The organism is Candidatus Nitrotoga sp. AM1P (genome assembly GCF_013168275.1).
In the GTDB taxonomy this organism is placed as follows: Bacteria; Pseudomonadota; Gammaproteobacteria; order Burkholderiales; family Gallionellaceae; genus Nitrotoga.
In genome coordinates this window covers 2,219,495-2,236,826 of the sequence record NZ_AP019547.1, presented here as the reverse complement: position 1 = coordinate 2,236,826, position 17,332 = coordinate 2,219,495, and the positions used below count along the sequence as shown (strand labels likewise).

Here is a 17,332-nt window from a genome sequence, read left to right as displayed (position 1 = left end):
GGAAATCTTTATCTTGTGAACGCGCCGATTATTTATGACACTGCCAGCAGTCGTTCGGGCCGTGAGTCGTCTTTGTGGATGTTGCATCTACTGGGTGATCTTTCTGATGACAGCTCACACACCAACCCATGGAGAGTGGCTTTTGGCGACGCGCGACCGTCATTGTCTTCACATCGCCGTGACAATAACCACAAGCTTCCTGTACCGGCTTGTTCTGCGCGAAAACAAAACGCTGGATGTGACGCTCATGGTTGAAGCGCACGAAATCAGGAAGATCATGCACCTTTTTCCAAGGCACTGCTTTTTTAGCTTCCCAATATTCGAACAATTTCTTGATACGCGGAGTTTCTCGCACCGACTCGATGCTTTGATGGCAACCGATACATTTCTGCAACGGCGGAATGCCCGCCACAATGCTACGGCGCGCATAAGTATGACAGTACATGCAATTTATCTCCATGCCGCCTTTTGCAGCATCACCAGCATGACGGTCATGGGGAAACTCAATCGGCTGCTCGACTTTAGGACCCAAGTCGTCAGCTGTAGTGAGGGGCTGCACCGCATTAGCGGCATAGCTGCTAGCGGAAACAATCAATCCAACAAGCAGAACGGACAAACGTAAAAAACAATACATCGTAAGTAGCTCCCCCAACAAACAAATTAGACTGCCGACAAGAACAACATCGACATGTATATCACATTTACAACAGGTAATTTAAAACGATGCAATATCGCTTAAGTATTTACATACTTATTTGGTGCATACCCCTCCGCAAGGGATAGACGCGATAAAACGACGGCATAATGTCCAGTTTGGAAAATAAAGTCAACAGCGCAACATATAGCACGCTAACTTTTGCATCATAAATTGCAAAAAAATTACATCTAAACATAACATTATATTTTATTTATATAGTTTTTTGCATAACGAATAACTTTTGCGTATGTTGCACATCTAACAAAACGAAATCCCATTTTTGCTTACGATTGTTTAGTACGCCCCAAAGTTATCCACCAAGCCTGGAATGCAAGTGCTAATCAAAAAATCGACAGGTATCAATCAAAGCAGAGCACATGAAATTATTTACCCGTAGCCGATTTTCGCTGTCCTTTTACCATTAGCACCAACCCCACAATCACCATTGGCAGACTAAGCCATTGGCCCATGCTGATACCAAAACTCATTAGACCAAATATGCCGTCATCTGGGTTACGTGTATATTCAACAAAAAAGCGGAAGCTGCCATAGCCGAGGAGGAACAAACCAGATACAGCCCCTACTGGACGCGGCTTGCGTGAATATAACCACATAAGCGCAAACAAGACCAAGCCTTCCAGTATAAATTCATAAAGCTGAGAAGGGTGGCGGGACAGATCATCCACATTGGGAAATACCATCCCCCAAGCCACATTTGTAGGCCGCCCCCATAATTCAGCATTAATAAAATTACCGATACGTCCGGCACCCAATCCCAGCGGCACCAACGGGGCTATAAAGTCCATTAATTGCAACCAGGGCAGTTTGTGCTGACGCGCGAAAAGTGCCATTGCCACCAAGACGCCTAGAAACCCCCCATGGAATGACATTCCACCCTGCCAAACCGCAAGAATTTCAAGCGGACGAGACACATAGTAACCGGGGTTGTAAAACAGCACCTCGCCCAACCTCCCACCCAGCACAACGCCAAGAATGCCGTAGAACAGTAGGTCATCCATCATTTTATCATCCCATCCAGGACGATTAAGAGTGCGAATGCGCAATTTCCCCAGCCATAAAAACAGCATAAAGGCAAGTAAATACATTAATCCGTACCAGTGCACTGTAAGAGGGCCAATGTGCATGGCCACAGGATCAAACTGGGGATGAATGAGCATACTGAGCGTATATTGACGATATTAAGGCAATCAATTATACGTGATTAAATATCGCGCTTATACTGACACGCAGCAAATAGAATTTGCTGCTCTGAAGCAGGATTTGTCAACGACCAGTTAGAGATATGCGTTATTGTCAACACTGTCTGGTGCCTTACAGTTTGCAAACAAGATAGAGTTGGTTAAAATGGCATGGGCAGCAATGTCTGAATTATAATTTAATTGTAAGAAAACTTAATATAACGGAGCTTAAAAAATGAAATCTATCATCGTTAGCATGGTTGCAGCAGCAGGCCTGATGGCAGCAGGTAGTGTTTTAGCAACAACTGAGATGCCGGAATTGGCCAAGAAAAGCGGCTGTACTGCTTGCCACAAAATTGACGCAAAGTTAATCGGTCCAGCTTGGATGGATGTTGCCAAGAAGTATAAGGGCGTTAAAGAGTATTCTTATTCACCAACTGGCAGTGCGAGTGCCGACGCCAAGAAAATGTCCTTGGAAGAAGGTCTGATCATGAAAATATCCAAGGGTGGTAGTGGCAACTGGGGTACGGTACCAATGACTCCTAACGCTCCTGCTGTAAAGCCTGAAAACATCAAAACACTGGTTCATTTCGTACTTGATCTGGCCAAGTAATCAAGGAATTAATCTCTTAGCAGAAGTCGGCGCCAGTCGATTTCTGCTTTCCGCACAACAATTCAATCAATCGCTTAATGAATGATGATAAAGTTTGCAAACAGAACAAACCTTAAAGCCAGTTTACGCTGGCTTTAATTTATTAGCGTTCCAATTGCAATTTCTGACATGTAACAAATTTACACGCATTCAATGATGCAACACATGTTACATAAAATTCGGTATCTGCATTGCGTTCCAAGGTTTGTTAATTGTTACCCCGCATAATTCTTCATCTCAATGATGCGTTGGTGCTAGTAGCGATAATCATATATAACCTATCATCGCCAACATACTTGCCTAAATCAGACTTGATGGCTGAAGACAGTACCCTACCCAACTGTCATGATGTAGTTTACTAAACAAAACTCGTGTTCCAACTAACACTCTCAATTAACAAAAAAATAATTAACCACGCACAGATTGGTATCTCCAAGAAGCATTAAAGCTGGCTAAATAAATATCGCTTCGAGCAATCCAATTATTATTTTACTAAAAATAATATAGTTAACGTACGTTGGTTACATTATTGCGTTTCAATCAATATGCAAAATTGACAAGAATGTAACATGCTAAACATAATCCATTCGATAACTTATTACCCCTGAGCCCATCATGTCGCATAACCAGCCATCCCTGCTCCTCGCCTTGTCCATTGCCATCCTCGCAGCTTGCAGCGAATCAAAAACATCTACTACCAGCGGCACGGATGAACTAGTGGTGAAAATCGGTGCCGCTGCCCCTCTCACCGGGCCGCAAGCACATATCGGCAAGGACAATGAAAACGGTACACGCATGGCAATCGAGGATGCCAACACCAAGGGAATCATGATTGGCGGACGTAAGGCCCGTTTTGAACTAATCAGCGAGGATGACCAAGCGGATCCGAAAACTGCGACTATCGTGGCACAAAAGCTGGTAGATGCAAAAGTGAATGGCGTAATTGGCCATCTCAATTCCGGTACCTCTATTCCGGCTTCTAGAATCTACAGCGATAACGGCATCCCCCAGATTTCCCCTTCCGCAACAGCAGTAAGTTACACCGCCCAAGGCCTTAAGACTGCCTTCCGCGTGATGTCCAACGACGGGCAACAAGGCAAGGCACTGGGCGAATTCGCAGCAAAGACCCTGAATGCTAAAAACATCGCAGTTATAGACGATCGCTCTGCCTATGGCCAAGGACTGGCCGACGAATTCATCAAATCTGTACAAGCCAACGGTGCACAGATCGTAGCGCGTGAATACACCACTGACAAAGCGGTAAACTTTACTGCAGTGCTGACCTCCATCAAGGGCAAGCACCCCGATTTACTATTTTTTGGCGGCATGGATCCGCAAGGCGTACCGATGGCCAAACAGCTCAAAGCACTTGGTTTAAATGTTAAGTTTGTCATGGGTGACGGCGGTTACACGCCAAAACTACTAAATCTGGCTGGCGATGCCGCCAATGGAGTTTATGCTTCATTGCCCGGCGTGCCACTGGAACAAATGCCCGGCGGCAAAGACTTCTCCCAACGCTATGAAGCAAAATATAAACAACCCATTCAGCTGTATGCACCATATTGTTATGATGCGGTAAACGTGATGATCACCACGATGCAGAAAGCCGCTTCAACCGATCCAGCGAAATACCTGCCCGAACTCGCTAAGATTACTCATAGTGGCGTGACCGCGAACATCGCCTTCGACGAAAAGGGTGACATTAGGAGCGGCGCCGTGACAATATACCAAGTACAGCAAGGCAAGTGGCAGCCGCTGCAAACCATGGGCGGAAACACCGCAATATCCGCGCATTGATAGGGATTAAATTGAAAAATAAAGCGACACATTGCGTGTCGTTTTTTGTTTGTGAGTAACCCCCTTTGGACACATTACTACAACAGATCATCAACGGCTTCGTGCAAGGCAGCGTATATGCCATGGTTGCTTTGGGTTACACCATGGTGTACGGCATTCTTGGTCTTATTAATTTCGCACATGGCGAAGTGGTAATGGTAGGAGCAATGGTGACGATGTCAGTAATCCAGTTACTCATGAGTTCTGGCTTGCCGCCGCTGCTAATCTTACTGATCAGCCTAATAATTTCGATTATGGTATGCATGGCGTTAGGTTACAGCATCGAGCGCATCGCCTACCGTCCATTGCGCAAGGCCCCACGTCTAGCCCCGTTAATCACTGCGATTGGCGTGTCCATTGTGCTGCAAAATCTGGCGATGATGTTCTGGGGACGCGAATACCATGCTTTTCCGTCGTTACTGCCAAACAACTCACATATGCTGTCTGGTGCAATCATTACAGAAGTGCAGATTCTTATTGTATTAGTAGCGCTGGGAATGATGGGTGGCCTGCTGCTATTAATGCATCGCACCCGTCTGGGCCGCGCCATGCGCGCTGTAGCGGAAAATCCCAGCGCTGCCGTTCTGATGGGGGTGAATATTAACGGTGTGATTGCTGTTACTTTCATGCTGGGTTCCGCGCTGGCCGCAGTGGCAGGTATTATGGTCAGTGCGAATTACGGCATCGTACACTATTACATGGGTTCCATTCTGGGGCTCAAAGCATTCACTGCCGCTGTATTAGGCGGTATCGGCAACATGCGCGGGGCCATGGTGGGTGGTCTGCTACTGGGGTTAATTGAAAGTTTAGGAGCAGGTTATATTGGTGATCTCAGTGGTGGCTTTCTCGGTAGTCATTATCAAGATGTATTTGCCTTCTTTGTGCTGATTTCCGTACTGGTCTTCCGTCCATCAGGCTTATTAGGAGAGCGTGTTGCGGAACGTGCTTAAACATCTGTTATCTATGAACAGACACAGCGCGTGGCTGGCATTTGTCGTACTCGCCATTGTATTGCTGGCGTTACCCTTCTTTACCGATGAACTGTTCGGGCGCGGTTGGGTACGCATCATGAATTTCGCATTGCTATACATCATGCTGGCGCTGGGATTGAACATCGTAGTCGGTTACGCCGGCTTGCTCGACCTCGGTTACATCGCCTTCTTCGCGGTGGGCGCATATTGTTATGCTTTGCTTAGCTCGCCCCAATTAGGCTTGCATTTGCCATTTTGGATAGTCCTGCCGCTGGGCGCACTGCTGGCATGTATATTCGGTGTGCTGCTAGGAGCACCAACTTTGCGTCTACGCGGCGATTACCTCGCCATCGTCACCTTAGGATTTGGCGAAATCATTCGCATCTTCCTCAACAACCTGAACGCGCCGATTAACATCACCAATGGTCCGCAAGGCATCAGCATGATAGACCCCATCCGTTTCGGCGAATTCTCATTAGGCAACACGCACGAATTATTTGGCCTCACTTTTCCCTCTGTGCATCTGCATTACTACCTGTTCCTCTTCTTCACATTACTCGTAATTTTTATTTCACTACGCTTGGAAGATTCACGCATTGGCCGCGCCTGGATGGCAATTCGCGAAGACGAAGTCGCAGCTGAAGCAATGGGCATCAATACCCGAAATATCAAATTACTGGCATTTGCAATGGGAGCAACTTTCGGCGGTTTGGCGGGTGGCTTGTTTGCTGGTTTCCAAGGTTTTGTCAGCCCGGAAAGTTTTGGTCTAACTGAATCCATCACAGTGTTGTGCATGGTAGTACTAGGTGGTATGGGCAACATCAGCGGCGTGCTGTTAGGCGGGATACTGCTAGTAGTATTGCCCGAAGCTTTGCGCCACGGCTCAGGGCCGGCACAGCAACTACTGTTCGGCAAGACGCTTATCGACCCGGAAAGCTTGCGCATGTTGTTATTCGGACTAGCACTGATTATGGTCATGTTATGGCGACCTGCCGGATTATGGCCTTCTAACCAACGCCGACGCGAACTGGTTGCCGAAAATGATGCAGCTCAGCTGTAACAGGAAACTTGTGTATGACAACACCTATTGAATTCGACATCAATTTACTCGAACTGTCCGGTGTAGCCAAACGCTTCGGCGGCCTATCTGCGCTGAGCGATATTTCGCTGCACATTCGGCGTGGTGAAATCTATGGCTTAATCGGCCCAAATGGGGCGGGTAAAACGACACTCTTTAACATTTTGACTGGGTTGTATCAGGCGGATAGTGGGCGTTTCACGTTTAACAACACGGAGTATAGCGGCCGCTGCAAACCACATGTGTTAGCGCAGGCAGGAATTGCGCGCACTTTCCAGAACATTCGCTTGTTTGCGAATATGACTACGCTAGAAAACGTCATGGTCGGTCGTCACCTGCGCACCAGCAGCGGCATCTGGGGGGCATTGACTCACAACGCTAGAACACGCATCGAAGAACATGAAATCGTGCAGCATGCACGTACTTTACTGAACTATGTGGGCATAGACCGCCCGCACCAAACTTTGGCCAAAAATCTATCCTACGGCGAACAACGTAGGTTGGAGATTGCCCGTGCGCTGGCTACCGATCCAAAATTACTTGCGCTAGATGAACCAGCGGCGGGCATGAATGCCACCGAAACTGAAAATCTGAAGGAATTATTACTATCCATACGTGCCAGCGGCATTACAGTGCTGCTCATCGAACATGACGTAAAATTTATTCTTGGCCTGTGCGACCGCGTAGCAGTTCTCGATTACGGCAAAAAAATTGCCGAGGACGTGCCGGAAAAAATTCGATGCGATCCGGCGGTGATCACGGCTTATTTGGGAACAGAACCCATAATTCCCGCGCAGGCAGGAATCCAATTATAAAAAACAGATGCTTCATATCGTTAGCATAACAAAACCATGACTACATCTATATCAAGATCATTGTTGCAGGTACGCGACCTGAAAGTAGCCTACGGTGGCATTCAGGCACTAAAAGGCATAGATCTCGACGTAGCGCCGGGTGAACTGGTCGCACTCATCGGCAGCAATGGCGCCGGTAAAACCACAACGCTTAAAGCGTTAGCTGGCTTGCTACAACCCTCTGCAGGCGAAATACATTACCGCGGCATATCTTTACAAAACCACGCCGCCCATCAACTTATACAAGAAGGATTAGTATTAGTACCGGAAGGACGTGGCGTATTCGCGCGACTGACGGTGGAAGAGAATTTGCAGATGGGTGCCTATTGCCGCAACGACAAACCTTCCATTGCGCAGGATATGCAGCGTATCTACGAGTTGTTTCCGCGCTTGGCCGAGCGCCATATGCAACTGGCTGGTACATTATCCGGCGGCGAACAACAAATGATGGCACTGGGGCGCGCGTTGATGAGCCGCCCCAAACTATTGATGCTGGATGAACCCAGCATGGGACTGGCACCGATGATGGTGGTCAAAATTTTTGAAACCATCCGCAACATTTCTGCTCAAGGCGTTTCAATTCTACTGGTTGAGCAGAATGCCAAACTCGCCCTCGAAGTGGCGCAACGCGGTTATGTGATGGAAAGCGGCCTGATTACATTATCCGATAGCGCCGCCAATCTTCTAGGGAGCGCTGTGGTGCGCCGCGCCTATCTAGGCAGTTAATAATCCTTCTTTAACCGATTATCTATTGGTAGGCCCATACTAAATATTAGTGCAACCATTCAAATATCGGGTGGTGGACTGTAGTGTGCACCAGGGTTTATCTTGAACTCAGTAAATACAGCGTTGGAATACTCGTCCGCCATAGCCAAATCAAGCTTGCGCAGAGTCTGGTAAATTTCCCGCACCTTTTCCCGCTTATCTTGGAAATAATAAGCCACACCCAAGTTAAACCACGCACTGGCCTTCTCTGGCTCAATACGCACCGCTTCCTCATACGCCAGACTCGCCAGACCGTATTTCTTAAGATTGCCGTAAGTAATACCCAAGTTATACCAAGCATCGGCATAGTCCGGTTGAAGACGCAGTGCTTGCCGATATGCCTCAATTGCCTCCTCGTATTGCTTAAGGTTGTCACAGGATACGCCTTGGGCAAACCAAGCGTTGACATAAAAGCTTACTGAGTTCATGGTTTCTCCTAAATAGTGCAATATGAATTCTTTGTTTCGCGCAAAAGAAGCTGGCTGATTTGCAATTTACTACCCTTTATTTGTTACTTTCATGATCCCAGTTTTATTTTATTTAATGTCTTATTTTATGGATCACCAAATAACTTTGTAATAGCTGTAAAACATTGTGGCATGAGTAATCCAAGACGGGTTTTAGCTTATGTACATTTTATATTATATCTTTATTTGAATTCATCAAAAAATCACCATCAGGCGGTGATGGCGATAGAGATGAAGGCTGCAACTATTAGGCCATGTCTGTAGTCGCTATTTTTAGGGGGTTCATGCGTATTGCCAGATGACCAATCATTATCACTTTTACAGAAATAAAACTATTTGCTAGAACTTACAAAACATGTAGTGTTAAATCCGCTGCGCGCTGATTATGGTAAGAAACCGGAGGGTTAGCCTTGGAGCAACCATCTGGCAATGATTGATGCAGTGTGTCCGTAAGAATGGTTGAATGTGGATTGATCGCCTGACCAGTTTGGCAAGCAACGTAAATCGGCCATCCGGCAACGCAACTGACGCCAAAATATCACCCCATAACAAAAAAATTAATCAATGAATAGTAATTTATAAGGGGATCACCATGACACAAATACTTAATGCAATTGTCTGCGCTTTTCGCGACCTGTTCCAGTTTAAGGTCCTGTGGATCGTTATCTGGCCGATGTTGGTGGCGGCTTTGTTGTGGATGATTCTGGGCGTAGCCTTCTGGGATACTTTTTCAGGATGGATCGCAAGTGGCCTCACTGTTATCGGCGTCCAAGAGTGGCTGGAAGGGCTGAAACCACGCTGGGTAGCTAACGCTATTCAGACCATAATGCATCTGATTCTGTTCGTACCTCTTGTGTTTACTACTGCACTGCTGATTACGGCATTTTTTGCCATGTCGGCACTGATTCGTTTGGTGGCGGATCGTGATTATCCACAGCTGAAACGTGAACATGGTGGAAGCAATATCGGCAACCTATTAAACGCAGCACTTGCTATTGGCGTATTTATCGCGATCTGGATGTTGAGTTTGCCGTTGTGGTTAATCGGCATTGGCGTGATCGTACCCTTCGTTGCGGCCACCTATCTTAACCAGCGTTTATTTCGCTTCGATGCGGTGGCGGAACACGCCAGTAACGAGGAGATGAAGAGCATGTTCTCCACCTATCAGTCATCCTGGTGGGGGTTGGGATTATTGACCGGATTATTGCAGTTCGTACCTATTCTGAACCTGTTTGCACCGGTGCTCACGGCCTTGGCCTTCATACATTTCGGCTTGGCCAGGCTGACCAGTTTACGCCAAGTTTCCTAATAAAGTTTTGCACAAAGCCCAGCGCAGACCTTTGGGGAAACCGCTCGATTTTTATATTGAAGCACTCTCAAATTCTAAAGAAAGCATGAAGAAGGCATATTAGACCGGTGATTATACGATGCAGCAAATTGTCGATGCTTTTGGGGTGCATTATTCCACTGTCAGCAGGGCGCTCCATAAAACTGTGCTCAATATCCTCCTATGCGTATCACAATAGTTTCGCTTTCCTTAAATTTTCGGGCGGCCACGATGGCATGGCGCGGTGTAAAAAGTACAATGTCAGGTCTCACAAAATAAAAGTCCCACCTGATCTATTTTCCAAGACGAATTTCTATACCGTGGTAAACTCGCCGAGAAGCTGGCTAGACAGTCGCCGCGTCCACCAGTAAGGGCGGGGAGGAAAGTCCGGGCTCCATAGAGCAAGATGCCGGTTAATGGCCGGACACCGTGAGGTGATGAAAAGTGCCACAGAGAATAGTCTGCCTAAGTTCTGCAAGGAAACGGCGAGGGTGAAACGGCGGGGTAAGAGCCCACCGCGGACGTGGTAACACGGACGGCACGGTAAACTCCATCTGGAGCAAGACCAAATAGGCAGGTAATGACGTGGCTCGCGTCGCCTGCGGGTAGGTCGCTTGAGCGTCAGGTAACGAAACGCCTAGAGGAATGACTGTCCACGACAGAACCCGGCTTATCGGCTAGCTTCACTTGATTTCGATAACTATCCAAGAATGATAATTCTAGCGAAGCGGAAATGACTTTAATATAAGCCCGTATAAAAACTATCGCTGCCAAAAAGGCAGCCTCTATTAAGTTTTTGCTTTCATTAGACATGAAACAAAAACACCTTCAAATACCTCTTTCAATTCCGCAGACCTGATTGCATCCGCTCTGCACCTCACAAGCCCAACAAACATCATAAAAAGCTTTAGCCTTTTTGCGCAATCCATTCTTTATTAAAGATATTAATGCAGCATCAACTTTCAGCTCTAACTGCTTGTCGCGCAAAGAAAAATCTAATTTTATTGCTTGACCCAGACTACTTTTTTCAATATAGTGGAGCAGAGTGGGGGAAAGTGGGTTTTTGTGGGTAATCAAGTACAGGGTTGCGATAATGTTTCAGGGAGCAACACAACTCAGTCTGGATAACAAAGGCAGGCTCGCGATACCGGCTCGGCATCGTGATATTTTACTTGCGCATTTCGCTGGTCAGTTAGTGCTAACTGCTGATGCGGATGGTTGCTTACTTTGTTATCCACAGCCCGAATGGCAACCGATACGCGACAAACTGCTTAAACTATCCTCTCTAAATCCGCGCATACGTGCGCTACAGCGCCGCCTGATTGGTTACGCCGAAGATGTCGAAATGGATGCAGCGGGACGCGTACTAATTTCTCCTGCCTTGCGCAGCTATGCGATGCTGGATAAGCGCGTAATGCTGATTGGCCAAGGCAATAAACTCGAATTGTGGGATGAGGCAAAATGGACAGCGCAGCAGGAAATAGCGTTGTCGTTTTCCCATGGGGAGCTTCCCCCGGAACTGGAGGGATTCACGTTGTGAGTGGTTGCTTATCTCACACACCCACATTGCTGCATGAAACAGTTTTATTGCACGAAGCCATTGAGGCATTGCAGATTAAACCGGATGGTGTCTATGTGGATGGCACGTTCGGACGAGGCGGGCACAGTCAGCTGATACTGCAAAAACTGGACGCGGCGGGTCGTTTAATTGCGTTGGATAAAGATCCTGCGGCAGTAGCTGCGGCGCAGGCAATTACTGATCCACGTTTTGTCATAGTGCACAGCGGATTCGCACACTTGACTAAGTTGTTGAACAAACTGACGGTTGAAAAAATGGACGGGGTGTTGCTCGACTTGGGGGTGTCTTCGCCCCAACTGGATGATGAGCAACGCGGCTTCAGCTTCCGTTTCGACGCGCCGCTGGACATGCGTATGGATACCAGCAGCGGACAAACCGCAGCAGAATGGTTGGCCACCGTAAATGAAAGTTTGCTTGGAGAGGTGATACGTGACTATGGCGAGGAACGGTTTGCTACACAGATTGCAAGAGCGCTTGTTGCTGCACGCCAAGAGAAGACTATTTCCACTACGCGTCAGCTCAGCGAGATTGTTGCTCAGGCCGTGCGTACACGTGAGCCCGGGAAAAATCCGGCGACACGTACCTTTCAAGCTATACGGATTTATCTCAACCAGGAACTCGAAGAAATTACGCAGGTTCTCCCGCAATGTGTGGAGTGCCTAAAGCCAGGAGGACGTATCGTGGTCATCAGCTTTCATTCGCTGGAAGACCGGATGGTAAAACATTTTCTGCGCAACATGGCGCAGGGCGATAAGTTACCGCGTAATTTACCCATTCGCGCTGCAGATATACCAAAAGGAAGGCTACGCCTGATCGGCAAAGCAATTCACGCCACATCGCAGGAGGTGGCAACTAATCCACGAGCACGCAGTGCGGTGATGCGCGTAGCAGAACGAGTGGGCGAGACAGATGACTAAGGTGCATCTATTACTCTTGCTTATGGTGATCGTTTGCGCGCTGAGTGTTGTGACCTCACAAGACAAGGCGCGCAAATTGTTTGCGGAATTACAGAAGGAAAAGGATCGCGCACAGCAAATGGAAGTGGAATGGGGACAATTACAACTTGAACAGAGTACCTGGGCGATGCCAGCACGGGTGGAGAAAATCGCTGTCGACAAATTGCAAATGCAGCTACCAAAAAGCCAACAGATCCAATTTATTCGTGCTGAAGAGCTGAATAAATCTTTAACACAACCATGAATTATCCCAGCAATATACAGGCCGCAAAGCTTGCAGCATTACCGCCGTGGCGTTCTCGGCTGTTATTTGTCCTATTGCTATTTGGCATGGGTGCATTGATCGTGCGGGCAGTCTATTTGCAAAGCATCAACAATAATTTCCTGCAACAGAAAGGGAATGCACGTTCCAACCGCGTTGTCGACATTAGTGCGCACCGCGGCATGATTACCGACCGCAATGGAGAGCCGCTCGCCATCAGCACACCTGTGGAATCCATTTGGGTTAGCCCACAAGATGTAGAAGCGACTCCACAACAAGTGAATCAGTTAGCGCGAATCATGGGCATGAATATCACAGAAGTGAAGAATCGTTTATTCGACACTACGCGTGACTTCGTTTATCTCCAACGTCAGCTACCACCCGAACAGGCGGAAAAAATCGTCAAGCTGGGCATGCCCGGTGTATCGCTACGGCGTGAGTATCGCCGCTATTACCCAAACGGAGACATCACAGCACACCTACTCGGTTTCACTGACGTGGACGACAACGGTCAAGAAGGGCTGGAGCTGGCATTACAAAATCAGCTCGGTGGCAAAGCAGGCAGCCAACGCGTAATCAAAGATCGCAAGGGTCATATTGTCGAAGACGTCGCCAGCATTCGCGCGCCCAAGCCGGGCAGCAATCTGGCGCTAAGTATAGACAGCAAAATCCAATATTTGGCTTACCGAGAAATAAAACTGGCGGTCGAGCACCATAATGCCAAAGCCGGCTCCATTGTAGTGCTGGACGCTAAAAGCGGTGAAGTGTTGGCACTGGCCAATTGGCCAAGTTACAACCCTAATAATCGTGCCAAATCAAACCTTCAGGTGCTACGCAACCATGCTGTAACCGACCTATTCGAACCGGGTTCCACGCTCAAGCCTTTCACCGTAGCAGCCGCGCTGGAAACGGGCAACGTGACGCCACAAACCATTATCAATACCGAAAATGGGACAATGCTAGTCGGCAAACACAAGATTCATGACACCCATCCTGAAGAAATCCTCACAGTGGCACAAGTAATTCAGAAATCCAGTAATGTAGGCGCGGCTAAAATTGCACTATCGTTGCCGCCGGAAAAAATCTGGCAAAGCCTGAATGAAAGTGGTTTTGGCATGCAGGCCGGCAGTGGCTTCCCCGGTGAGGCGGCAGGTAAATTACACGACTACAAGAAGTGGCGGCCCATTGAACAAGCCACCCTTTCCTATGGCCACGGCATTTCCGTCAGCCTGTTGCAACTGGCACGCGCCTATACCATATTTGCAAACAATGGTGAATTGAGGCCAGTGTCATGGCTTAAGCTGGATGCACCTGTGAGCGGCAAGAAAGTATATTCGAATGCCACCGCGCGCGAAATACTTGCCATGCTGGAACTGGCGGTTCTGCCAGGCGGCACCGCGCCACTGGCACAGATCAATGGCTACCGCGTAGCGGGCAAAACTGGCACTGCGCACAAGCTAGAAGGGGGGCGCTACATCAATCGTTATATTTCTTCTTTTGTCGGATTGGCACCTGCGTCCAACCCACGTTTGGTCGTAGCAGTGATGATCAACGAGCCCAACAACGGTCAGTATTACGGCGGCCTGGTCGCAGCACCCGTATTTAGTAATGTGATGAGCGCTACGTTGCGCCAGCTCAACGTGCCTAACGATACACAGCTCGGAAATATATTAATGCCGCTACCTGTCGATATCGTAAAGGAGGAAGTGTGAGCTTCCATCCCGACCTTATTGCCTCCCTCGGCGTCAAAATCACACGGCTAGTGACGGATAGCCGCGCAGTTACGCCAGGCGATACATTCATCGCCTACCCCGGCAGCAAGGCAGATGGACGTCAGTTCATTAAGCAAGCTATCGCAAATGGTGCCAATGCGGTGATCTGGGAAGCGCTCGGCTTCAGCTGGAACGAAGCATGGCAACTTCCCAATTTGGCAGTCGCCAATCTGCACCATCATGCCGGAGAGATTGCTGATCATGTCTATGGCAGCCCCTCGCAAAAAATGTGGGTAATTGGTATCACCGGCACCAATGGTAAGACATCATGCTGCCACTGGATTGCCCAATCATTTTGCGCACTGGGCAAAAAAATTGCGCTGATCGGAACCTTAGGCAACGGCTTTCACGCTGCTTTGCAACCCACCCTGAACACCACACCCGATGCCATCCGCCTGCATGAATTATTAGCCGATTATCTCGCTCAGGACGCACAGGCTGTCGCAATGGAAGTGTCCTCACATGCTTTGGAACAGGGGCGGGTGAATGGGGTGCAATTCGATGTAGCGCTGCTTACCAACCTCAGCCGGGATCATCTTGATTATCACGGCGACATGCATAGCTATGCTGCGGCCAAGCGCCGTTTATTCGATTGGCAACAGCTTAAATACGTTGTACTCAACCTGGATGATGCATTCGGTGCCGAGATTGCCGAACAACTGCAGGACAAAGGCGTGGAAGTGGTGGGCTACGGTCTAAACGATGCCGCCTTGGCCCTGGCCGAGCGCCTAGGTTTGCGTATGGTTTACGGTAGCGCATTACATATGGATAGGCAGGGGTTCAGCCTGCAAATACATTCCAGCTGGGGCGGTGGTGAGCTACATAACACACTGATCGGACGCTTTAATGTTGCCAATCTGTTAGGCGTGATGGCGGTGTTGCTAGTGAGCGGCGTGACGTTAAGCAATGCGCTGCACGAATTGTCGCGTATCAGCGCGGTGCCCGGACGCATGCAGACTTTTAGTGAGAATGGTCTCCCCACTGTAGTGGTGGACTATGCACATACCCCGGATGCGTTGGAAAAAGTGTTACAGGCCGTGCGTGAAGTGGTCGGACGTGAAATAGTCGAGACTGATAACGGCAAACTGATTTGTGTGTTTGGTTGTGGCGGCGATCGCGACCGCGGTAAACGTCCGATGATGGGCGCTATTGCAGCCAAATTGGCGGACGTCTCTATTATTACCAGCGACAACCCGCGCAGTGAAGCGCCGCTCGACATTATTGCAGCCATTGTATCCGGCATTACATCGGGAAGAAGAGAAACAAACGGCACCTACCAAATCATCGAAGATCGCGCCTCGGCCATCGCACAAGCCGTGCTCAGCGCGCATGCGACGGATATCGTACTGATCGCCGGTAAAGGGCACGAGTCATATCAGGAAGTCAGAGGAGTGAAATATCCGTTCAACGACGCCGAGGTCGCACAGCGCGCGTTGTTGGCTTGGCGCGATGAGGCGCGGGCATGATGCTGCTATCGCAGGCTGCACAAGTATTGGGCTGCGAGCTTGTCGGCCACGATGTATCGTTTACCTCCGTGTCCAGCGATAGTCGAGCGATCAATGCAGGTGATCTGTTTGTAGCATTGCAGGGAGAAAATTACGACGGTGCCGCATTTGTTGCCAGTGCAACTCAAAGCGGTGCAGTCGCTGCATTGGTAAAAGCTACAAATTATCGAAACGTTGAGCCACCCTGTCCCTTGCTGCTGGTCGAAGACACTCGCCTGGCATTAGGGCGTCTGGCAGCTCATTGGCGTACGCAGTTCAAGATCCCCGTGATAGCAGTAACCGGCAGCAACGGCAAAACCACGGTGAAGGAAATGTTGGCGAGCATATTGCGCACGGCAACGGGTGAAGATGACGCAGTGCTAGCAACACTTGGCAATCTCAACAATGACATTGGTGTGCCACTTACTTTGCTTAAGCTGCGGGCCGTGCATCGCTATGCGGTGATCGAGATGGGTATGAACCATCAGGGAGAAATTGAATACCTGACCCGGTTGGCACGGCCGGATGTCGCCATCGTCAACAACGCGGGCAGCGCCCACTTAGCCGGATTGGGTTCGGTGGACGCGGTGGCACGCGCTAAAGGGGAAATTTTCACAGGGTTATCGCCTCAAGGCACCGCAGTCATTAATGCCGATGACGCTTATGCACCACTATGGCACGAGTTGGCAGACGGCCATACGATTATTGAATTCGGTCTGGAAAAAAATGGGATGGTACATGCGCAATGGCAAGTAAGGAACTATGGCGCGCATATCGAAGTAGATATGCCACAGGGTAGCTTCAGTGCTCAGTTGCAAGTACCGGGGGTGCATAACGTCCGCAACGCACTGGCCGCTACTGCAGCAGCGCTAGCCTTGCACGTGCCTATACCAGCGATTGCAGCAGGGTTGGAAAGATTTTCTGGCGTACCCGCTCGTTTGCAGCGTAAAACTGCACTGCAGGGTGCGATGCTGATAGATGACAGCTACAACGCCAATCCGGCCTCACTGCACGCCGCGCTCGAGGTATTGGCGCAGAGCGCCGGTAAAAAAATCCTGGTACTGGGCGACATGGGGGAGTTAGGAGAGGACGCCGTACACCTGCATAGCGAAATTGGCGCAGAAGCTCGTCGTTTTGGGGTGAACCAACTATTAGCATTGGGCAAACTGACACCTCATGCGGTACATGAGTTCGGCCCAGGCGCTCGTCACTTTGAACGCATTGAAGATTTATGCGCCGTGTTGGATAAAAATTTAGATAGGGATAGCACGGTACTAGTGAAGGGCTCGCGCTTCATGTGCATGGAGCGGGTGGTGCAGCACTGCACTGGAACAAATCAGGTAAGAGAAGAAATAAACAAGGAAGAGTCCATGCACAAGCTTCACCACCCTTCCTTAACCCTTCCCTCTTAACTGCCCGGCCGAAAGAAACAA

Annotated in this window: 17 protein-coding genes and 1 other RNA gene; 14 read left to right on the top strand and 4 right to left on the bottom strand. The window is 48.9% G+C overall.

What is annotated here, in order from left to right; all coding sequences use genetic code 11:
• Positions 1-28: 28 nt before the first annotated feature.
• Both W01_RS10105 and lgt read right to left on the bottom strand, forming a co-directional pair.
• Positions 29-634, bottom strand: coding sequence for a cytochrome c3 family protein (locus tag W01_RS10105; RefSeq protein WP_173054360.1), 606 nt, complete (start codon positions 632-634; stop codon positions 29-31).
• Positions 635-1,080: 446 nt separating this feature from the next.
• Positions 1,081-1,875: a prolipoprotein diacylglyceryl transferase gene (gene lgt / locus W01_RS10100; protein ID WP_173054358.1), complete on the bottom strand. Its 795-nt coding sequence runs from the start codon at positions 1,873-1,875 to the stop codon at positions 1,081-1,083.
• 256 nt (positions 1,876-2,131) lie between these two features.
• On the opposite strand from lgt, the gene W01_RS10095 reads away from it, so the two are divergent.
• The 6 genes from W01_RS10095 to W01_RS10070 all read left to right on the top strand — a co-directional run bounded on the left by W01_RS10095 (position 2,132) and on the right by W01_RS10070 (position 8,013).
• Entirely contained in the window at positions 2,132-2,509 is a 378-nt protein-coding gene (locus tag W01_RS10095) for a c-type cytochrome (protein WP_173054356.1), read from the top strand.
• Between the two features lie 654 nt (positions 2,510-3,163).
• The gene (locus W01_RS10090) at positions 3,164-4,345 is read left to right on the top strand and encodes a branched-chain amino acid ABC transporter substrate-binding protein (RefSeq protein WP_173054354.1); all 1,182 of its coding nucleotides are present in this window, start codon (positions 3,164-3,166) and stop codon (positions 4,343-4,345) included.
• Between the two features lie 65 nt (positions 4,346-4,410).
• Positions 4,411-5,334, top strand: coding sequence for a branched-chain amino acid ABC transporter permease (locus tag W01_RS10085; protein ID WP_173054352.1), 924 nt, complete (start codon positions 4,411-4,413; stop codon positions 5,332-5,334).
• A 13-nt stretch (positions 5,335-5,347) separates the two neighbouring features.
• Positions 5,348-6,415: an ABC transporter permease subunit gene (locus tag W01_RS10080; RefSeq protein WP_173054350.1), complete on the top strand. Its 1,068-nt coding sequence runs from the start codon at positions 5,348-5,350 to the stop codon at positions 6,413-6,415.
• 14 nt (positions 6,416-6,429) lie between these two features.
• The gene (locus tag W01_RS10075; protein ID WP_173054348.1) at positions 6,430-7,248 is read left to right on the top strand and encodes an ABC transporter ATP-binding protein; all 819 of its coding nucleotides are present in this window, start codon (positions 6,430-6,432) and stop codon (positions 7,246-7,248) included.
• Between the two features lie 36 nt (positions 7,249-7,284).
• Positions 7,285-8,013: an ABC transporter ATP-binding protein gene (locus W01_RS10070; RefSeq protein WP_173054346.1), complete on the top strand. Its 729-nt coding sequence runs from the start codon at positions 7,285-7,287 to the stop codon at positions 8,011-8,013.
• A gap of 59 nt (positions 8,014-8,072) precedes the next feature.
• Here W01_RS10070 and W01_RS10065 read toward each other — a convergent pair whose 3' ends face one another.
• Entirely contained in the window at positions 8,073-8,480 is a 408-nt protein-coding gene (locus W01_RS10065) for a tetratricopeptide repeat protein (protein ID WP_173054344.1), read from the bottom strand.
• Positions 8,481-9,111: 631 nt separating this feature from the next.
• On the opposite strand from W01_RS10065, the gene W01_RS10060 reads away from it, so the two are divergent.
• Together W01_RS10060 and rnpB are read left to right on the top strand one after the other, a co-directional pair.
• Positions 9,112-9,828 (top strand): EI24 domain-containing protein, encoded by a 717-nt coding sequence (locus tag W01_RS10060; RefSeq protein WP_173054342.1) that lies wholly within the window; start codon positions 9,112-9,114, stop codon positions 9,826-9,828.
• Positions 9,829-10,182: 354 nt separating this feature from the next.
• An RNA gene (gene rnpB, locus W01_RS10055) (RNase P RNA component class A) lies at positions 10,183-10,535 on the top strand.
• A gap of 139 nt (positions 10,536-10,674) precedes the next feature.
• On the opposite strand, the gene W01_RS10050 is transcribed toward rnpB, so the two are convergent.
• The gene (locus W01_RS10050) at positions 10,675-10,923 is read right to left on the bottom strand and encodes a hypothetical protein (RefSeq protein ID WP_173054340.1); all 249 of its coding nucleotides are present in this window, start codon (positions 10,921-10,923) and stop codon (positions 10,675-10,677) included.
• A 16-nt stretch (positions 10,924-10,939) separates the two neighbouring features.
• Between W01_RS10050 and mraZ the strand changes: the two genes are divergently transcribed.
• Genes mraZ through W01_RS10020 form a run of 6 tightly spaced genes read left to right on the top strand, consistent with a single transcriptional unit; the run spans position 10,940 to position 17,311 of the window.
• Positions 10,940-11,386, top strand: coding sequence for a division/cell wall cluster transcriptional repressor MraZ (mraZ, locus tag W01_RS10045; RefSeq protein ID WP_173054338.1), 447 nt, complete (start codon positions 10,940-10,942; stop codon positions 11,384-11,386).
• 26 nt (positions 11,387-11,412) lie between these two features.
• Positions 11,413-12,342, top strand: coding sequence for a 16S rRNA (cytosine(1402)-N(4))-methyltransferase RsmH (rsmH, locus tag W01_RS10040; RefSeq protein WP_242007084.1), 930 nt, complete (start codon positions 11,413-11,415; stop codon positions 12,340-12,342).
• A complete protein-coding gene (gene ftsL, locus W01_RS10035; protein WP_173054334.1) occupies positions 12,335-12,625 on the top strand; it encodes a cell division protein FtsL in 291 nt (96 codons plus the stop codon). Before rsmH ends, ftsL begins: the two co-directional genes overlap by 8 nt.
• Positions 12,622-14,355 carry a peptidoglycan D,D-transpeptidase FtsI family protein gene (locus W01_RS10030; RefSeq protein WP_173054332.1) on the top strand — a complete coding sequence of 578 codons (1,734 nt, stop codon included), beginning with the start codon at positions 12,622-12,624 and terminating at the stop codon, positions 14,353-14,355. The genes ftsL and W01_RS10030 overlap by 4 nt, the downstream gene beginning before the upstream one ends.
• Complete coding sequence (locus W01_RS10025; protein WP_173054330.1) at positions 14,352-15,881, top strand: UDP-N-acetylmuramoyl-L-alanyl-D-glutamate--2,6-diaminopimelate ligase; 1,530 nt, start codon at positions 14,352-14,354, stop codon at positions 15,879-15,881. The genes W01_RS10030 and W01_RS10025 overlap by 4 nt, the downstream gene beginning before the upstream one ends.
• A complete protein-coding gene (locus tag W01_RS10020) occupies positions 15,878-17,311 on the top strand; it encodes a UDP-N-acetylmuramoyl-tripeptide--D-alanyl-D-alanine ligase (protein ID WP_173054328.1) in 1,434 nt (477 codons plus the stop codon). Before W01_RS10025 ends, W01_RS10020 begins: the two co-directional genes overlap by 4 nt.
• The last annotated feature ends 21 nt before the right edge of the window (positions 17,312-17,332 follow it).